The sequence below is a fragment of the Sphingosinicella sp. genome, from assembly GCF_041916975.1.
Taxonomy (GTDB): Bacteria; Pseudomonadota; Alphaproteobacteria; order Sphingomonadales; family Sphingomonadaceae; genus Sphingosinicella.
Genome location: NZ_JAYRYK010000001.1, coordinates 110,489 through 128,689, shown reverse-complemented (window position 1 = coordinate 128,689; position 18,201 = coordinate 110,489). Strand labels below are relative to the sequence as shown.

The window sequence follows — 18,201 nt, the reverse complement described above, 5'->3', positions numbered from 1 at the left end:
AGTTGGTTAGACGAGGCGGCTTTGTTTGAGGGCCGCCGCGATGAAGCTGGCGAACAGCGGATGCGGGTCGAACGGCTTGGATTTCAGTTCCGGGTGGAACTGGACACCGATGAACCACGGGTGTTCGGGCCGTTCGACGATCTCTGGAAGCTCGCCGTCTGGCGACATGCCGGAGAAGACGAGGCCGCCCTTTTCGAGCGCATCCTTGTAGTGGATGTTCACCTCGTAGCGGTGGCGGTGGCGTTCGGAGATATCGGTGGCGCCGTAGACGCTGCCGACGACGCTGTTCGCGCCAAGCTTCGCCGGGAACGCGCCGAGACGCATCGTGCCGCCGAGGTCGCCGCCCACTTCGCGTTTCTGGAGGCCCTCTTCGGACATCCACTCGGTGATGAGACCCACGACAGGCTCATCCGTGGGGCCGAACTCGGTGGTCGACGCACCCGCGATGCCCGCAAGGTTTCGCGCGCCCTCGATGCAGGCCATCTGCATCCCAAGGCAGATGCCGAAGAACGGCACGCCGCGCTCGCGCGCGAACGCAACGCTGGCGATCTTGCCTTCGCTGCCGCGCTCGCCGAAGCCGCCGGGAACGAGAATGCCGTGCATCGGCTCCAGAAGCTGGGGCTCAGCCCCTTCCCCTTCGAACAGTTCCGCGTCCAGCCACTTGACGTTGACCTTGACGCGGTTCGCGATGCCGCCGTGGACGAGCGCCTCGTGCAGCGACTTGTAGGCGTCCTGCAAGCCCACGTACTTGCCGACGACGCCGATGGTGACTTCGCCCTCGGGATTGTTCAGCCGGTCCATGATGTCGTCCCAGCGGGACAGGTTCGGCGAGGCCTCGGCCTCGATGCCGAAGGCGCGCAGCACTTCACGGTCCAGCCCCTCGGCATGGTACTGGAGCGGCACGGCGTAGATGCTTTTCGCATCGAGCGCCGGGATCACGGCTTCCTTGCGGACGTTGCAGAACAGCGCGATCTTCGCGCGGTCGCTGTCCGGCACCGGCTTTTCGCAGCGGCAGACGAGCACCTGCGGCTGGATGCCGAGGCTGGTGAGCTCGCGCACGCTGTGCTGCGTCGGCTTCGTCTTGAGTTCGCCCGCCGCGGCGATGAACGGGATCAGCGTGACGTGAACGAAGCACACGTTTTCGGCGCCGATGTCGTTCCGCAGCTGGCGGATCGCCTCGATGAACGGCAGCGATTCGATGTCGCCCACCGTGCCGCCGATCTCGCAGAGCACGAAATCGAGGTCCTCGGTGTCGGCAAGAGCGAACGCCTTGATCGCGTCCGTCACGTGCGGGATCACCTGGACGGTCGCGCCGAGGAAGTCGCCGCGGCGCTCCTTGGCGATGATCTGCTGGTAGATGCGACCCGAGGTGACGTTGTCGGACTGGCGCGAGGGCACGCCCGTGAACCGCTCGTAGTGGCCGAGATCGAGATCGGTCTCCGCCCCGTCGTCGGTGACGTAGACTTCGCCGTGCTGATAAGGCGACATGGTTCCCGGATCGACGTTCAGATACGGGTCGAACTTGCGGATGCGCACCGTATAGCCGCGCGCCTGCAGGAGCGCGGCGAGGCTCGCCGCCATGAGACCTTTTCCGAGCGAGGAAACCACGCCGCCGGTGATGAAAATGTACCGCGCCATGGGAGAAAACCTATAGGCGAGCAAAGGGATGGACCGCCACCCGATTCGGGGCAGCGGCGGGACTTTTTTCTGTGGATGACTTTATTGCGCGGTCGGAATGTCGTCGCTGGCGGGCGCTGCCGGGAGCGCCATCGGCAGCGCATCATTGGCAGGCGCCGTGCTGCCGGGGAGCGCGGTCGGCAGGCCGTCGGCAGGCGCTGCGGGGGCTTCCGCGGTGGGCACGAGCGAAGTGTCGATCGTGGTCGGCGCCTTGGCGAGGCTGGCCATCACGGCGAGCAGGATGCTGGTGCCGAGGAAGAACGCCGCGAGAACGCCGGTCGACTTGGTGAGCAGATTGCCCGCGCCCCGCGCTGTGAGCAGCCCGCCCGGACCGCCGCCGATACCAAGCGCCCCGCCCTCGCTACGCTGCAGCAAAATCACCGCGACAAGCGCGATCGCGATCAGCGAGTGGATGACAAGGACGAAGTGCATCAGCGCGGTGGACATGCGGAACCGATCGTTTCTGGCGAATTTCTGCTGGCCACATAACGACGCGGAGACGCGAGTTCAAGCACTCCGGGCTCTGCGCGCCGCGATTGACCTTTGCATACGGCGGCGCGATGGGAGGCGGCATCGCCATGCAGGATACCGGCCATATGGACCCCAAGGATATTATCGAGGCCGCAGCAAGGCTCGGTCCGAGCGTCGATTTCGGCAAGGCTTCGTCAGATTACGGCAAGTTCCGGGCCGGTTTCCCGGAAGCGTTCTTCGGCCGCCTCGCCGAACAGATCGCGCTTCGGGCAGGACTGAAAGCGCTCGATATCGGCACAGGCACGGGCACGGTCGCGCGCAGCCTTGCCCGGCGCGGGCTCGACGTCATCGGTGTCGATCCCTCACCCGAGATGATGCAGGAAGGCGCCGAGATCGCCCGGCGCGAAGGCGTTTCCGTCGATTTCCGCGAAGGCCGTGCCGAGACGCTGGCGTTTCCCGACCAGACCTTCGACATCGTCACTGCCGGACAGTGCTGGCACTGGTTCGAACGCGAGCGTGCCGCCGCAGTAGCCTTCCGTGTGCTGAAGCCCGGCGGACACCTGGTCATTTGCCATTTCGACTGGCTTCCGCTCCGGGGCAACGTCGTCGAGGCGACCGAGCAGCTGATCATGGAAGCGAATCCGGCATGGGCGCTCGCCGGCGGAACAGGAGTCTATCCGCACTGGCCCGCCGACATGGCGAACGCCGGCTTTACGAGCCTTGAAACCCGGTCGTTCGATATCGCCCAGCCCTACAGCCATGAAGCGTGGCGCGGCCGCATCCGCGCCAGCGCCGGGATCAAGGCCAGCCTCGACGCCGAAGCAACCGCCCGTTTCGACGAGATTCTGGCCTCGACGCTCCGCGCACGTTTTCCGGAAGATCCACTCGCGGTTCCGCACCGGGTGTGGTGGATCGTGGGTGAAAGGCCCTAGCGGACGATCCCGATGCCGAAGCGCAGGCGGGTGTTGCGTTCGTCGTAGTCGATGAGCGCTTCGCCGTAGCCGGTGTAGAGCTGGCTGTAGAGATAGAGGTTGAGCCCGGTCCAGCGGCGCAGCGAATAGCTCATGTCCACCTCGGCACTGCCGCGCCCGCCTGAAAGGTTGCCTTGTAGAAAGGTGCGCAGGCCGAAACCGTCCTGCTGTTTCAGGTCGATCGTGAGGCCCGTGTAGCCGCGATAGCGGGCGATGCGCTCGTTGCCCTCCTTGCTGCCGACATAGACCCAGAGCCGCGGCGCGGCGGTGAGCGTCCAGCCGTTGCCGAGACCGAAACCGACCGAGGGCTCCACGTAGAGCGTGTTGTAGCTGCGCGAATCCGCGCCGTCCTCGCCATTCGACTGGTGACGGAGACCCGCCTGGATGCCGAGCATCGGCGCGCCGATGCTGGTCGAGCCCGGTGAGACGGCGCGCAGGAACAGTTCCGGGCTGAACGTGATGTCGTACATCGGGATCGACTCTTGGGAGAGATCCCAGAACATGCGCTGCGTGTATCCGAAATAGAGGCCCGCGCGCCATTCGCGGCTGCCGTCTCCCGTTGTGAACTCACGCGGCTGGTGGCCGAAGAGGCGGTAGCGGAAGCTGAGCTGGAGCTTTGCGTCCGACGGGTTCGCGCCGACGAGCGCATACATCGGCTCGTAGGTCTCGAAGCGGCCGAGGCCGGTCGATTCGGCCTCCTGCGGCGTGGCCGTGGAGGCTGCGACGGCCACCTGTGGCGCGGGCGCTGCCGGGACCGAACCGAGACGGTAGGTGACGCGCGCGAAGCCGCCGGGGGTGATCTCGGCAGGTGCCGGGCCTTCCAGCGCCGCCTCGCCTTCCGCCACGGTGATCGTTTTCGGTGCGTCGAGCTTCGCGGCCTCTGCGCTGTCGTTGAGGAAGATCACCTCGAACGTGCCGGTGCGCGGTGCATTCGCCTCCGGCACCACGAGCCGCACCTCCGCCGCTGCCGGCAGGGAGACCAGCATCACGGCGGCGAAAGCTGCGGCGCGCACGCGTCAGGCCGCAGCGATGATGGGCAGGAAGTCCGCGGCCTTGAGGCTGGCGCCGCCGACGAGGGCGCCGCCGACCTCGGGCACCGCGAACAGCTCGGCGGCGTTCGAGGGCTTCACCGAGCCGCCGTAGAGGATGAGGATGCGGCGTCCGTCCTCGCCGTAGCGGGCGACGAGGCGCGCGCGGATGGCATTGTGCATCTCGTCGACATCGCCCGCGAGCGGCGTGCGGCCCGTACCGATCGCCCACACGGGCTCATAGGCGATGACGACGCTTGCCGGGTCCGCATCCGGAAGCGAGCCGTCGATTTGCGCCGCGACGACGTCGAGATGGCGCGCGGCATCACGCTCGGCTTCCGTTTCGCCGACGCAGATGATCGCGCGGAGGCCAGCCATGATCGCTGCCGTGGCCTTCAGCTTCACGACCGCGTCGGTCTCGCCGTTGTCGGTACGCCGCTCGCTGTGACCAACGATGACGAAGTCGCAGCCGAGATCGGAGAGCATCGGCGCGGCGATGCAGCCGGTGTGCGCACCCGAGGGGTTCGCGTGGCAATCCTGCCCGCCAAGCCGCAAACGCGTGCCCGCCGCGGCACCCTTTGCCAGAGCGAGGAGCGTAAATGGCGGTGCGATGGCAACTTCGACACGGGAAGGCGCGGAATCGGCCGCCCGCGCGATCGCTTCCACCTCGACAAGCGCAGCCTTCAGGCCGTTCATTTTCCAGTTGCCCGCAACCAGCATCGGCTTTTCCATCAAACTCTCCATGTGCATTTGCGGTAGGCCTTAGCAACGCACGCACGGGCAAGCCAAGGGCGCGCTTGCCGCGCCTGCCGCAGCTACCTATAAACCGGGCGCTATTTTCAATGCTGAACGCGCGCGAAAGACCAAAGGCTCCCGATGATCAGTTTCTTCCGCAAGGCCCTCTCTTCCTGGATCGTCCTTGCCCTTCTCGGGCTGGTGCTCGTCGCCTTCATCGTCACCGGTATCGGTGATCCGTTCGGCGGCGGCCCGGCGGCGAATGCAGTGGCCGAGGTCGCGGGAGAGGATGTCACCGACGCGCAGCTCTCCAGCCAGTTCGACCGGCAGCTCGCGACGATCCGGCAGGAACAGCCGGGCATCACCGCGGCGCAGGCCGTGCGCGGCGGCATGTTGGAAGGCGTGCTCGAACGCCTGATCGGCTCGCAGGCACTCACCGCGATGGGTGAAAAGCTGGGCCTGGGGCCGAGCAAGCGGCAGGTGGACGCCGAAATCGCCTCGATCGCGGCGTTCCGTGGCCCCGACGGACGTTTTTCCGAGGATGTGTTCCGGCAGGCAATCGGCGCTCAGGGGCTGACCGAAGACATGGTGCGCCGCGAGATCGGCGGCGACGTCGTGCGCCGCCAGCTGCTCGGCCTTGTCGATTCGATCCCGATGACGCCGCGCAAGCTCGCCGAGCCGTTCACGGCGCTCCAGCTCGAGCAGCGCACGCTCGAACTCGGCGCGATCCCGGCGCAGTCCTTCCCGGTCCCGACGCTCAGCGATGCGGACCTTGAAGCCTTCTACAAAAAGAACATCGCCAACTACACGGTGCCGGAACGCCGCCGCATCACCTACGCGCTGATCGACAATGCCGAGATCGCGAAGACCGTGAAGGTGACTGATGCCGCGTTCGCCGACTACTACAAGCGCCACGCCAGCGAATTCGCCGCGAGCGAGACGCGCACGCTGCGTCAGGTGGTGGTGCAGGACAAGGCGCAGGCCGACACGATTGCGAAGCGGGTGAACGCCGGTGAAGACTTCGCCGCCGTCGCAAAGGACGTCGCAGGCTACGGCGAAACCGACATCGAACTCGGCACGCTTTCGAAGAGTGCGCTTGCCGACCAGACGGCCGACGCCGTGGCCGACGCCGCGTTCAAGGCTGCGTCGGGCAAGATCGCCGGGCCTGTGCAGAGCGAATTCGGCTGGCATGTCGTGCATGTCGATGCCGTCGTGACGAAGCCCGCGCGCACGCTCGCCGAAGTGAAGGACGAGATCCGCCCTGCGGTCGAGGCGGATCTTGCCGCGAACGCCGTCGCCGATATCGTCGAAAAGGCGGACGACGCTCTTGCGGAAGGCGCCAGCGTCGCCGAGGCTGCAAAAGATCTCGGCCTCACCGTGGTCCGCATTCCGCCGGTGACGAGCGAAGGCCTGACGCTCGGCGAATCTGGCCTGCAGCTCGACCAGCGCATCCGTCCGCTCATCGAGCGCGCGTTCGCCACGGAAGAGAACGACGAGCCGACTGTCGAGGATGTTTCCGAGACGCTGCACGCGCTGATGGACGTTGAAGAGGTCGTGCCGCCGACGCCGGTGCCGCTCGCCGAGATCAAACCGCAGATCACCGCAGCGCTCACCTTCGAGCGCCAGATGGCTGCCGCGAAGGCAGTTGCCGACAAGATCGTGGTGGGCCTCAAGGCCGGAAAGCCGCTCGCCGCGCTGCTCGCGGAAAACAAGCTGCCGCCCGCGCAGAGCTTCACCGCCCGCCGTATCGAGATCGCGGCGCGCCGCGAGCCCGTGCCGCCGCCGATCAGCCTTGGCTTCGCGCTTGCCAAGGGCGATGCGCGGGCGCTCGCCCAGCCGCGCAATGGCGCCTGGTTCGTCGTGCATGTCGCCGATGTGAAGCCGGGCAACCTCGCCGAGGCGCCCGCTTTCCTCGATCAGATGCGTTCGCAGATGCAGACTGCCGCGACGAACGAATACGCCCAGAATTTCGTGGCAGCGATCATGGCCAATGTCGGCGTCAAGCGGAACGACAAAGCCCTCGAACGCCTGAAGCAGCGCTATCTGGGCACCGCCGACCAGCCCCAATGATCCATCCCGAGGCCGCGGACTTCGCGCGGGTTTACGAGGCCGGAAGGCCGCAACTCGTCTGGACGCGGCGCATCGCCGATACGGAGACCCCGGTTTCCGCGATGCTGAAGCTCGGCAAGGCGGGATCGGGCGCGTTCGTGCTTGAATCCGTGGAAGGTGGGACGGTGCGCGGGCGCTATTCGCTGCTCGGCTTCGCGCCCGACCTCGTGTTCCGTGTTCGCGGTCGGCAGGCGGAGGTCAACACCCGCTTCGCCTCCACGCCTGATGCGTTCACGCCCTTGGACGCCGCGCCGCTCGATGCGCTGCGCGATCTCGTTGCCGCGTGCCGGATGGACTTGCCTGCGGATTTGCCGCCCGCCTTCGCCTGCCTCGTCGGCTACATGGGCTATGAAACGATCGGGCTCGTGGAACCGGTGCCGACACCAGAGAACGATCCGCTCGAGCTTCCCGACATGCTGTTCGTGCGCCCATCGCTGCTGATGGCGTTCGATCGGCTGAAGGACGAGCTTTTCATTGCCGCGCCGGTGTTCCCCGGCGCTCTTTCGGCAAGCGAGGCGCTCGCAGCGGCGATCGAACGGATCGAGACCGCCGAGGCGCGGCTTGCAGGCGCATTGCCGCAGACTGCTCGCGAAACCGCCCTGCCCGCCGCTGCCGATGTGACGCACCACACCGACCCGGCGCGCTATGCCGAAATGGTGCGGCGCGCGCAGGACTATATCGTTGCAGGCGATATCTTTCAGGTGGTGCTGGCGCAGCGCTTCTCGATCCCGTTCGCGCTGCCGCCGTTCAGCCTCTACCGCTCGCTGCGGCGCATCAACCCTTCGCCGTTCCTCTACATGCTCGACCTGCCGGGCTTCGCGCTGATCGGTTCCAGTCCCGAAATCCTCGTGCGCGTGCGCGAAGGCGAAGTGACGGTGCGCCCGATCGCGGGCACCCGCCCGCGCGGCGCGAACGCCGTGGAAGACGCTGCGAACCGCGACAGCCTGCTCGCCGATCCCAAGGAGCTTGCCGAGCACCTGATGCTGCTCGACCTCGGCCGCAACGATGTCGGCCGCGTGGCGTCGGAAGGCAGCGTTTCGGTGACGGAGCGCAACACGGTGGAGTTCTACAGCCACGTGATGCACATCGTTTCCAACGTGCGCGGCGACCTTGCGAAGGACAAGGACGCCATCGACGCGCTGATGGCGGGCTTCCCGGCAGGTACGGTCTCGGGGGCGCCGAAGGTGCGCGCGATGCAGATCATCGCCGAGTTGGAGGCCGAGAAGCGCGGCGCCTATGCGGGCGGGGTCGGCTATTTCTCGCCCGACGGATCGATGGACAGCTGCATCGTGCTGCGGACCGCCGTGGTGAAGGACGGCACCATGCACATTCAGGCAGGCGCAGGCATCGTGGCGGACTCAACCCCCGCTTACGAGCAGCGCGAGTGCGAGGCCAAGTCCGGCGCGCTGATCGCCGCCGCGCGGGACGCCATCACCCGCGCCGGAGAGTCGGGATACGGGCAATAACTTGCCCTCCCCGCGTCCCTTGATTAGGGCGGTCGCGCCATGATCCTCGTCATCGACAATTACGACAGCTTCACCTGGAACCTCGTCCACTACCTGATGGAGTTGGGCGCGGAGGTGGAGGTGGTACGCAACGATGCGATATCCGCTGGACAGGCGCTTTCGAGCGGGGCGAGCGCGTTCCTGATCTCGCCCGGCCCCTGCACGCCGAACGAGGCTGGGATCAGCCTCGATATGGTCGCCGCGTGCGCCGATGCCGGAAAGCCGCTGCTCGGCGTCTGCCTCGGCCATCAGGCGATCGGCCAGCACTTCGGCGGTAAGGTGGTGCGCGGGCACCTGATGCACGGCAAGACATCGCCCGTGAGCCACGACGGGACCGGGCTGTTTGCGGGCATCCCCTCGCCCTTCACGGCGACGCGCTATCATTCGCTGATCGTGGAAGACATTCCAGAAAGCCTGATCGTGAATGCGTGGTCGGACGACGAGGCGGTGATGGGGTTCCGTCATGCGCGCCTGCCGATCCACAGCGTGCAGTTCCACCCGGAGAGCATCGCAACCGAGCATGGCCACGACATGCTCGCAAATTTCCTGCGGATCGCCGGGATGACTCCGCGACCGCGCGACATTGCCCAGTGAGACACCTGCCCGCCACCGGAGCACCGCTTGGCGAGGCGGAGGCGCGCGCGGCATTTGACGCCATTCTGAACGCCGATGTCGAGGACGCGGAGATCGCGCGCTTCCTGACCGGACTGGCCGAGCGCGGCGAGACCGTCGACGAGCTTGTCGCGGCGGCGAGCGTGCTGCGAAGCCGGATGCGGCCCGTGACGGCGCCCGAAGGCGCGATCGATGTGTGCGGCACGGGCGGCGACGGCGCGCATACGCTCAACATCTCGACCGCGGTCGCCATCGTCGTTGCCTCGTGCGGCGTGCCGGTCGCCAAGCACGGCAACCGCGCGGCGTCTTCGAAATCTGGCGCTGCGGATGTGCTGACCGCGCTTGGGCTCGACCTCGATCTTGCCTCCGACACGGTGGAGCGATCGCTCGCCGAGATCGGCATCGGCTTTCTGTTCGCTGCGAAACACCACCCGGTGATGGCGCGCGTCGCGGGCGTGCGGCGCGCGATCGGGCGACGGACGATCTTCAACATGATCGGCCCGCTTGCGAATCCGGCTGGTGTGAAACGGCAGCTCGTGGGCGTGCCGGGGCAGCAATGGCTGCTCTCCATCGCCGGGGCGCTGCAGCGGCTGGGCGCTGATGCCGCCATGGTGGTGCATGGCAGCGACGGACTCGATGAACTGACCGTCACCGGGCCGACGGCCTGCACGCGGCTGATCGCGGGGCGCCTCGAAACCGAAGAGGTGTCGCCCGAGGCGGCAGGACTCGCGCGGCACGAACCCGAAGCGATCCGGGGCGGTACGCCCGAGGAGAATGCGGCGGCGATGCTGCGGCTTCTGGAAGGCGCACGCGGCGGCTACCGCGACATCGTCTGCCTGAACGCGGCGGGCGCCCTGATCGTCGCGGGCAAGGCGGATGATTGGGCCGCTGGTGCGGCGATGGCAGCAGCAGCGCTCGACGACGGGCGCGCCCGGGCGCTGCTCGAACGCTGGAAGGCTTTTCGATGAGCGACGTGCTGGCGGAAATCTGCGACCACAAGCGCGGCGTCGTCGCGGCGCGGAAGGCCGCGCGGCCGATCGACGAGATCGATGCAGCAGCGCGCATCGCGGATGCCCCGCGCGGCTTCAAGGCGGCGCTCGATGCGGCGAAGCGCGAAAGCCGCTTCGGCCTTATCGCCGAGATCAAGAAGGCATCGCCGAGCAAGGGACTGATCCGCGCGGACTTCGACCCGCCGGCGCTGGCGCGCGCCTACCGTGCGGGAGGGGCTTCGTGCCTTTCGGTGCTGACCGAGGAGCACTGGTTCCAGGGCAGCGACGACAAGCTGATCGCGGCGCGCGGGGCCGTCCCGCTGCCGGTGCTGCGCAAGGACTTCATGGTCGATCCCTATCAGGTGGCGGAAGCGCGGGCGATCGGAGCGGATGCGATCCTTATCATCGTTGCGGCGATCGACATCGGTCTTGCGAAGGAACTGGAAGCGGCGGCGTTCGGCTGGGGGATGGATGTTCTTGTCGAGGTGCATGATGCAGACGAGCGAGACGCTGCGCTTGCGCACCTGAAATCGCGGCTTCTGGGCGTGAACAATCGCAATCTCAAAACATTGCATGTCGATATTGAAACATCGGCTGAGCTGGCCGGTGGCGTGCCGGCGGACTATACGCTCGTCGGCGAAAGCGGGCTGCGCACACGCGCGGACCTCGACCGACTGGCCGCCTTCGGCATCAACAGCTTCCTTGTGGGGGAATCGCTGATGGCGCAGGATGACGTCACCGCCGCGACGAAACGGCTGCTGGAGGGCTGATTCATGGCACTCACCCACCTCGACGAGGCCGGCAAGGCCCGCATGGTCGACATCTCCGGCAAGGCGGTGACCGCGCGCACGGCGATCGCCGAAGGGCATATCACCATGTCCGCACAGGCGCTCGCGGCCGTCCGCAGCGCAAACGCGGCGAAGGGGGACGTGCTCGCCGTGGCGCGCATCGCGGGGATCACCGCGGCGAAAAAGACCGCCGATCTCATTCCGCTCTGCCATCCGCTGCCGCTTACGAGCGTTGCGGTGGATTTCACGCTGGAGAACGGCGGCGTGCGCGTGGAGGCGACAGCTTCGACGACGTGGGGCACGGGTGTTGAAATGGAAGCGATGACAGCGGCTTCCGTTGCGCTGCTGACGATCTACGACATGGTGAAAGCCGTGGACAAGGCGATGGTTATTTCGGGCGTGCGCCTGCTGAAGAAGACCGGGGGCAAATCCGGCGACTGGACCTTCCCCGGCACATGCTGAGCTACGAGGACGCGCTGGCGCGGCTGCTGGCAGCCTCGGCGCCTGTCTCCCCGATGGACGTTTCGCTCGCCGAGGCTGCCGGCCTGACGCTTGCCGCAGACCTCGCCGCAAGGCTGACGCAGCCGCCCTTCCCGGCCTCCGCGATGGACGGCTACGCGGTCCGCTGGGCCGATATGCCGGGGCCTTGGCGCGTCGTCGGTGAAAGCGCGGCAGGCCGCGGCTTTGCTGGAAAGGTTGGCGCGGGCGAAGCGGCCCGCATCTTCACGGGCGCGCCCTTGCCCGAAGGCGCCGACACGGTGATCGTTCAGGAAGAGGTGCGCCGTGAAGGTGACCTGCTGACGCTGACGGGCGACGGCCCGCCACACACGGGCGCGCACATCCGCAAGGCGGGCAAGGATTTCAGTACTGGCGAACGGCTGATCGTAGCGGGAACGCGGCTTAGCCCGCAGCATCTCGGCCTTGCCGCCGCATCGGGGCACGGCAGCCTTGCGATACGGCGCCCGCGCGTCGCGATCATCGCGACGGGAGACGAGTTGGTGCCGCCGGGCGAGGTGCCGCAGGCGGACCAGATCGTCAGCTCGAACGGCGTGATGCTGGCGGCGCTGTTTCGCGCGGCGGGCGCAGAAGCCTGCGACCTCGGCATCTTCCCCGACAATCTTGACGCCATCGGCAAGGGGCTGAAGGCCGCAAGCGATGCCGACCTCGTCGTCACCATCGGCGGCGCCTCGGTCGGCGACCACGATCTGGTGCAGGCGGCGCTACAAGACGCTGGTGCGGCGCTCGATTTCTGGAAAGTCGCGATCAAGCCGGGCAAGCCGCTGATCGCCGGGTCGCTTGGGCGCGCGCGCGTGCTCGGGCTGCCGGGAAACCCGGTCTCCGCCTTCGTCTGCGCCGTGCTGTTCGCGCTGCCGATGCTCGCGCGCATGGCGAGACGCACGAACACCGACCCGACGATCACGGCGCGGCTGCTCGCCCCCCTGCCCGCGAACGGCAACCGCCGCGATCACCTGCGCGCGCGGCTGACGGCGGACGGCGTGCGCGCGTTCGATGCACAGGATTCCTCCATGCTGGGCGTGCTCGCCGGTGCGAACGCGCTCATCATCCGCCCCGTGGGCGCTCCCGCAGCGGCAGCGGGGGCTGATGTTCCCGTGCTCGCGCTTGACAGGATTTTCGTCACCCCCTAAATGTTCTCTATTCGTTCACGAAAAGTGGAACATCTTGTGGAACGAGTCGCGAAACACGGAAGGGCGGACCGGACATGCTGACACGCAAGCAACACGAACTGCTGATGTTCATCAACGATCGGCTGCAGGCCGGCGGCGTCTCACCCTCATTCGAGGAAATGAAGGAAGCGCTCGACCTCAAATCGAAGTCCGGCGTGCACCGGCTGGTGAACGCGCTCGAGGAGCGGCAGTTCATCCGACGCTTGGCGAACCGCGCACGCGCGCTCGAAGTGCTGCGCCTCCCCGAAACCGGCACGACGGCGAAGGCCCCTGCCCGGCAGACGCCGATCATCGCGGCGGCGAACGATGACGTCATCGAGCTTCCACTGCACGGCAAGATCGCCGCGGGTATGCCGATCGAAGCGCTGCAAAGCGATCGTACGCTTTCCGTGCCCGCCGCGCTCCTCGGCGGTGCGGGCGATCATTTCGCGCTGGAGGTTTCCGGCGACTCCATGATCGAGGCGGGCATCCTCGACGGCGATTATGCCCTCGTCCAGAAATGCGACACGGCACGTGACGGCGAGATCGTCGTGGCGCTGGTCGATGAAGACGAGGCAACGCTCAAGTATCTCCGCCGCGACAAGGGCGAAATCCGCCTCGACCCCGCGAACAGCGCCTACACCGCGCAGCGCTATGCACCGAACCGGGTGCGCGTCCAGGGCAAGCTCGTAGGGCTGCTGCGCAGGTATAACTAAGGATTATTTGACGTCAGACGGAAGACGGCTTGCCCAGGGATGCGAGCCGTCCTCCGCGGCGACACTGCGGATGCGCGGCCCATCGAGCCAGATCGACAGCGCACCGGTTTCTGCGAGCTTTGCACGGTCGAGCTTCAGCCAGCGCGGAGCGCACCAATATGGCAGGCGGCGGTCGCTGACGACGATGTCGGCGGCGGCGCAGGCGGGTTCGAATGCAGCACGATCGATGAGAAGGCCGGAACGCGTAGCGAGCAGCGTCCATGCACGGCCGCCCGCCGTGACACGGGCAGTGCAGGCGTCAGGCGTGCAGCGCGCGTCCGGCAGTGTTTCGAGATTGCTGCTCGCGGCTTCTCCCGCCGCGTCCGCCCACATCGAGCGCACGTAATCTCCGGCGCGTGTGCGGAGGAGCGCGACTTTGCCGTCCCGCACCACGGCGAGGTGCTTGCCCTCCCCATCGACGATGAGGTCGGGCGGCTGCGCCGTCGCCATACCCACGGTGCCGATTGCGAGCGGTAACAGCGCGAGCCACCGGCGACGCGTCTGCCAGAGGCAGAACCAGACGCCGGCGAGCATCAGTATGGCGAATGCCCAGTCCGGCGCGGCCGGGAGCCGCGAGACAGCGCCGGGCGTCGCCGCAGTGATCTCCGCGATGTGGATGAGGATGTGGAGCGCATGGCCGAGCAGCCAATCGACCGGCGCGGCGAGCCCGATCGCGCCGAGAAACACCGACAGGCCGAGCAGCGGCAGGATCACGAAGCTGGTGTAGGGAATCGCGGCGAGGTTCGCGGCGACGCCGTAGAGCCCCATTTGGTTGAAATGGAAGAAGGCGATTGGGGCGAGCGCGAACTCGGCAGCGATGCCGGTGGCGAGGAGCGCGAGAACACCGTGCCACAGGCGTTCTGCGCGGCCTGCCTCCTTTCCCGCATTGAAGCGGCGCGCGAGCGGCGATTCATAAAGCGCGACGATCGCGGTGACGGCGGCAAAGCTGAGCTGGAAGCTGGGCCCGAGCAGGAAATCGGGGCGTACGAGCAGGATGAAGAAGGCGCCCGCAGCGACAAGGCGCAGCGAGATCGCCTCCCGCCCCAGCGCGAGCCCGACGAGCACGATGAGCACGGCAATGCAGGAGCGCACCGTCGGCACCTCCGCGCCCGCGATCAGCGTGTAGCCGATGCCCGCGGCGGCGGCGGCGAGCGCGGCGATCAGCTTGATATCGGTGCCGAGCGCGAGGCGTTCGCTCTGCGCGAGCAGGCGGCGCGTGCCCCACAGCACGCCGCCCACCACGACCGCGATGTGCAGGCCCGAGATCGAGATGAGGTGCGCGAGGCCGCTGTCGCGCATCGCCTCGGTGACGTCATCGGGGATACCGCCGCGGTCGCCAGTGACGAGCGCGGCGGCGAGCCCACCTTCCCTGCCGCTGACGCCGTCCTGCAGGCGCTTCGTGAGCGCGCTTCGGAACGCCTCGAAGCGTCGGATGAAGCCGGGACGCGCCGGTGCAGGCGCAACGACCGTGACATCCGAGAGTGCGTAGCCGACGGCGCCGATGCCGTCGAACCACGCGCGGCGCGCGAAATGGTAGCCGCCGGGAATATTCGGCCCCGGCGGCGGCGACAGCGATGCGCGCAGAGCGACGCGCGTGCCGGGTACGACGCCCTCCGGTGCATTGCCTCGGATACCGACACGCGCGGTGAGGCCCGGCGGCAGGCCGGTGATATCCGAAAGGCGCAGGCGCGTGCGGCCCTCGGCTGGGCGCGGTTCGACGGCATCGACTGTCGCCTCGATCGTGAGTGCGCGCCATGACCGCTCGATCACCGGCGCGCGTACCTGCTCGGCACGCAGCCATGCCGCGCCGACTCCCAGCGCAAAAAGCAGGCCGACTGCGGCAAGCGCGATGCGCGGAAGCCCGTTTGCCAGCAGGCCGACTGCCGCGAGCGCGCCGCCGAGCAGCATCGCCGCGATCCATTCACGCGGTGTCGGCAGCGCGAACCATGCCGCGATACCGAGCCCGAGCGCGACGGGCACGAACAGCACGAGCTGGTGACGCTCCTCCGCAAGCCAGATTTCGGCGGTTTCGTGCAGGCGGGTGCGATGCGCAAGGGGCAGCGCTCCGGCCTCGAGCGGCCCGGTTTGAACGGCTGGCAGCGTTATGTTAGAGCCCCCCGACTTCTTTCAGTTTCGGACAGGATTTCCATGGGCGCAAGCGCCAAAACCCCGGTCGTTACCCGCTTCGCACCGAGCCCGACCGGCTTCCTCCACATCGGCGGCGCGCGCACCGCGCTGTTCAACCTGCTGTACGCGAAGGCGACCGGCGGGACGTTCAAGCTGCGCATCGAGGATACCGACAAGGCGCGCTCCACAAAGGAAGCCATCGACGCGATCATCGACGGGCTTTCGTGGCTGAACCTCGATTGGGACGGCGAGATCGTCTACCAGTCCGAACGCGAGGCGCGGCACGCAGAGGTGGCACGGAGCCTGCTGGAGACGGGCGGCGCCTACAAGTGCTTCGCGACGCCCGAAGAGCTGGAGCAGATGCGCGAGACCGCGCGCGCCGAAAAGCGCCCGATGCGCTACGACGGGCGCTGGCGCGACCGCGATCCCGCCGAGGCACCCGCAGGCGCGCCCTATGTGATCCGCCTGAAGGCGCCGCAGGAGGGCGAAGTCACGATTCAAGACGCCGTGCAGGGCGCGGTGACGGTGAAGAATGCCGAACTCGACGATTTCGTGCTGCTGCGTTCGGACGGGACGCCGACCTACATGCTCGCCGTTGTGGTCGACGACCATGACATGGGCATAACGCACGTGATCCGGGGCGATGACCACCTCAACAACGCCTTCCGCCAGCTGGCGCTGATCCGCGCGCTCGGCTGGGCGGAGCCGAGCTATGCGCATGTGCCGCTGATCCATGGCGCGGACGGTGCCAAGCTTTCGAAGCGGCACGGCGCGCTCGGCGTCGACGCATACCGCGACATGGGTTTCCTGCCCGAGGCATTGGAAAACTACCTGCTCCGGCTCGGCTGGGGCCACGGCGACCAGGAATTCTTCACGCGCGAGGAAGCCGCCGCGGTGTTCACGCTTGAAGGCATCGGGCGCAATCCGGCGCGACTCGACTTCAAGAAGCTCGAGAACGTCAACGGGCACTACCTGCGCATCGCCGACGATGGCCGCCTGGCGGGGCTGATCGAAGGCCGGATCGCGGCCACGCTGGCCCGTGACCTGTCGGCGGAAGAGCGAGACTTGCTGCTCCGCACAATGCCGCATCTGAAGCCAAGAGCGAAAGATTTGAACGAGTTGGCCGCCTCCAGCGCATTTCTGTTTCGGCAGCGCCCAATAACACTCGACGAAAAGGCCGAAGGGTTGCTAGACAGCGCCGGCAGAGGGCGCCTTGCTGCACTGCGGGAGGTTATCGCCGGTGTCGGCGAATGGACGACCGCAGCCATCGAGGAGGCCGTGCGGCACTATGCTGAGCGCGAGGAGATCGGGCTCGGCAAGCTGGCACAGCCCCTGCGCGCGGCGTTAACGGGAACCACAACGTCGCCGGGTATATTCGAGGTTCTGGGCGTGCTCGGGCGTGAGGAAAGCCTCGGCAGGATAGACGATCAGGTTGGGAAGACGGCCTAGACCGCCAACGAAAACGGAAGGGTGAGCGAGCCATGAGCAACACGACTGCGAAGCTGGATCTGGGCGGCAAGGCCAGCGACTACCCGGTGCTTTCGGGCTCGGTCGGGCCGGATGTCGTCGACATTCGCAAGCTCTACGGCAACACCGGCGCCTTCACTTATGATCCCGGCTTTACCTCCACCGCCTCGTGCGAATCGAAGATCACCTACATCGACGGCGACGAAGGCGTGCTGCTGCACCGCGGCTATCCGATCGACCAGCTCGCCGAAAAATCGAGCTTCATGGAGGTCGCTTACCTGCTGATGCGCGGCGAGCTGCCGAACCCGAACGAGTATGACGAGTTCGTGCGCACGATCACGCGCCACACGATGATCCACGAACAGCTCGCGATGTTCTATCGCGGCTTCCGGCGCGATGCGCACCCGATGGCGATCATGTGCGGCGTCGTCGGCGCGCTTTCGGCATTCTACCACGACTCGACCGACATCGACGATCCGGTGCAGCGCCGCATCGCGAGCCACCGCCTGATCGCCAAGATGCCGACGATCGCGGCGATGGCGTACAAATATTCAGTGGGACAGCCGTTCCTCTACCCGGACAACAGCCTCTCCTACACGGGCAACTTCCTGCGCATGACCTTCGGCGTGCCGGCGGAAGCCTATGAGGTCGATCCGGTGATCGAGAAGGCGATGGACAAGATCTTCATCCTCCATGCTGACCATGAGCAGAACGCCTCGACCTCCACGGTGCGTCTCGCTGGCTCCTCCGGCGCCAATCCGTTCGCGTGCATCGCGGCGGGCATCGCCTGCCTGTGGGGCCCGGCGCACGGCGGCGCCAACGAAGCCGCGCTCGAAATGCTCCGCGAAATCGGCACGCCCGACAAGATTCCGGAATACATCAAGCGCGCCAAGGATAAGGACGACCCCTTCCGCCTGATGGGCTTCGGCCACCGCGTCTACAAGAACTACGATCCGCGCGCGACGGTGATGCAGAAGACCGCGAACGAGGTACTTGCGAAGCTGGGCGTTACCGATCCGGTGTTCGACGTCGCCCGCGAGCTGGAGCACATCGCGCTCAACGACGAGTATTTCATCGAGAAGAAGCTCTACCCGAACGTCGATTTCTACTCGGGCGTCATCCTCTCGGCGATCGGCTTCCCGACCTCGATGTTCACCGTGCTGTTCGCGCTCGCCCGCACCGTCGGCTGGGTCGCACAGTGGAACGAGATGATCGAAGACCCCGCGCAGAAGATCGGCCGCCCGCGCCAGCTCTACACGGGCGCTACGCAGCGCGATTATGTGGAGATCATCAACCGCTGAGC

The 18,201-nt window shown here is 66.9% G+C and carries 16 protein-coding genes; 11 read left to right on the top strand and 5 right to left on the bottom strand.

Going from position 1 to position 18,201, the window contains the following annotated elements; all coding sequences use genetic code 11:
• Nucleotides 1-6 precede the first annotated feature (6 nt).
• Both ACE3TJ_RS00660 and secG read right to left on the bottom strand, forming a co-directional pair.
• Nucleotides 7-1,638: a CTP synthase gene (locus ACE3TJ_RS00660; protein ID WP_374592849.1), complete on the bottom strand. Its 1,632-nt coding sequence runs from the start codon at nucleotides 1,636-1,638 to the stop codon at nucleotides 7-9.
• An 81-nt stretch (nucleotides 1,639-1,719) separates the two neighbouring features.
• A complete protein-coding gene (secG, locus tag ACE3TJ_RS00655; RefSeq protein WP_374592847.1) occupies nucleotides 1,720-2,124 on the bottom strand; it encodes a preprotein translocase subunit SecG in 405 nt (134 codons plus the stop codon).
• 89 nt (nucleotides 2,125-2,213) lie between these two features.
• Here secG and ACE3TJ_RS00650 point away from each other — a divergent pair, with 89 nt between their 5' ends.
• Nucleotides 2,214-3,080: a class I SAM-dependent methyltransferase gene (locus ACE3TJ_RS00650; protein WP_374592845.1), complete on the top strand. Its 867-nt coding sequence runs from the start codon at nucleotides 2,214-2,216 to the stop codon at nucleotides 3,078-3,080.
• Here ACE3TJ_RS00650 and ACE3TJ_RS00645 read toward each other — a convergent pair.
• A complete protein-coding gene (locus ACE3TJ_RS00645) occupies nucleotides 3,077-4,132 on the bottom strand; it encodes a phospholipase A (RefSeq protein WP_374592843.1) in 1,056 nt (351 codons plus the stop codon). The two genes, ACE3TJ_RS00650 and ACE3TJ_RS00645, sit on opposite strands and share 4 nt — an antisense overlap.
• A 3-nt stretch (nucleotides 4,133-4,135) precedes the next feature.
• Nucleotides 4,136-4,879 carry a triose-phosphate isomerase gene (gene tpiA / locus ACE3TJ_RS00640; protein ID WP_374592841.1) on the bottom strand — a complete coding sequence of 248 codons (744 nt, stop codon included), beginning with the start codon at nucleotides 4,877-4,879 and terminating at the stop codon, nucleotides 4,136-4,138.
• A gap of 144 nt (nucleotides 4,880-5,023) precedes the next feature.
• Between tpiA and ACE3TJ_RS00635 the strand changes: the two genes are divergently transcribed.
• The 8 genes from ACE3TJ_RS00635 (at nucleotide 5,024) to lexA (ending at nucleotide 13,265) form a co-directional block, all read left to right on the top strand.
• Nucleotides 5,024-6,952 (top strand): SurA N-terminal domain-containing protein, encoded by a 1,929-nt coding sequence (locus tag ACE3TJ_RS00635; protein WP_374592838.1) that lies wholly within the window; start codon nucleotides 5,024-5,026, stop codon nucleotides 6,950-6,952.
• Nucleotides 6,949-8,457 carry an anthranilate synthase component I gene (trpE, locus tag ACE3TJ_RS00630; RefSeq protein WP_374592836.1) on the top strand — a complete coding sequence of 503 codons (1,509 nt, stop codon included), beginning with the start codon at nucleotides 6,949-6,951 and terminating at the stop codon, nucleotides 8,455-8,457. Before ACE3TJ_RS00635 ends, trpE begins: the two co-directional genes overlap by 4 nt.
• 39 nt (nucleotides 8,458-8,496) lie before the next feature.
• On the top strand, nucleotides 8,497-9,090 hold the full coding sequence (locus ACE3TJ_RS00625; RefSeq protein ID WP_374592834.1) for an aminodeoxychorismate/anthranilate synthase component II: 594 nt from the start codon (nucleotides 8,497-8,499) through the stop codon (nucleotides 9,088-9,090).
• Nucleotides 9,087-10,076 (top strand): anthranilate phosphoribosyltransferase, encoded by a 990-nt coding sequence (gene trpD, locus ACE3TJ_RS00620; RefSeq protein ID WP_374592832.1) that lies wholly within the window; start codon nucleotides 9,087-9,089, stop codon nucleotides 10,074-10,076. The genes ACE3TJ_RS00625 and trpD overlap by 4 nt, the downstream gene beginning before the upstream one ends.
• Nucleotides 10,073-10,867: an indole-3-glycerol phosphate synthase TrpC gene (trpC, locus tag ACE3TJ_RS00615; protein ID WP_374592830.1), complete on the top strand. Its 795-nt coding sequence runs from the start codon at nucleotides 10,073-10,075 to the stop codon at nucleotides 10,865-10,867. Before trpD ends, trpC begins: the two co-directional genes overlap by 4 nt.
• 3 nt (nucleotides 10,868-10,870) lie before the next feature.
• A complete protein-coding gene (moaC, locus tag ACE3TJ_RS00610; RefSeq protein WP_374592828.1) occupies nucleotides 10,871-11,347 on the top strand; it encodes a cyclic pyranopterin monophosphate synthase MoaC in 477 nt (158 codons plus the stop codon).
• Nucleotides 11,341-12,531 (top strand): gephyrin-like molybdotransferase Glp, encoded by a 1,191-nt coding sequence (gene glp, locus ACE3TJ_RS00605; protein WP_374592826.1) that lies wholly within the window; start codon nucleotides 11,341-11,343, stop codon nucleotides 12,529-12,531. The genes moaC and glp overlap by 7 nt, the downstream gene beginning before the upstream one ends.
• Before the next feature lie 74 nt (nucleotides 12,532-12,605).
• Nucleotides 12,606-13,265 (top strand): transcriptional repressor LexA, encoded by a 660-nt coding sequence (gene lexA / locus ACE3TJ_RS00600; protein ID WP_374592824.1) that lies wholly within the window; start codon nucleotides 12,606-12,608, stop codon nucleotides 13,263-13,265.
• A 3-nt stretch (nucleotides 13,266-13,268) separates the two neighbouring features.
• On the opposite strand, the gene ACE3TJ_RS00595 is transcribed toward lexA, so the two are convergent.
• On the bottom strand, nucleotides 13,269-15,293 hold the full coding sequence (locus ACE3TJ_RS00595) for a ComEC/Rec2 family competence protein (RefSeq protein ID WP_374592822.1): 2,025 nt from the start codon (nucleotides 15,291-15,293) through the stop codon (nucleotides 13,269-13,271).
• 153 nt (nucleotides 15,294-15,446) lie between these two features.
• On the opposite strand from ACE3TJ_RS00595, the gene gltX reads away from it, so the two are divergent.
• Nucleotides 15,447-16,880, top strand: a complete 1,434-nt coding sequence (gene gltX, locus ACE3TJ_RS00590; protein ID WP_374599248.1) for a glutamate--tRNA ligase — start codon at nucleotides 15,447-15,449, stop codon at nucleotides 16,878-16,880.
• A 32-nt stretch (nucleotides 16,881-16,912) separates the two neighbouring features.
• Nucleotides 16,913-18,199, top strand: coding sequence for a citrate synthase (locus ACE3TJ_RS00585; RefSeq protein ID WP_374592820.1), 1,287 nt, complete (start codon nucleotides 16,913-16,915; stop codon nucleotides 18,197-18,199).
• The last annotated feature ends 2 nt before the right edge of the window (nucleotides 18,200-18,201 follow it).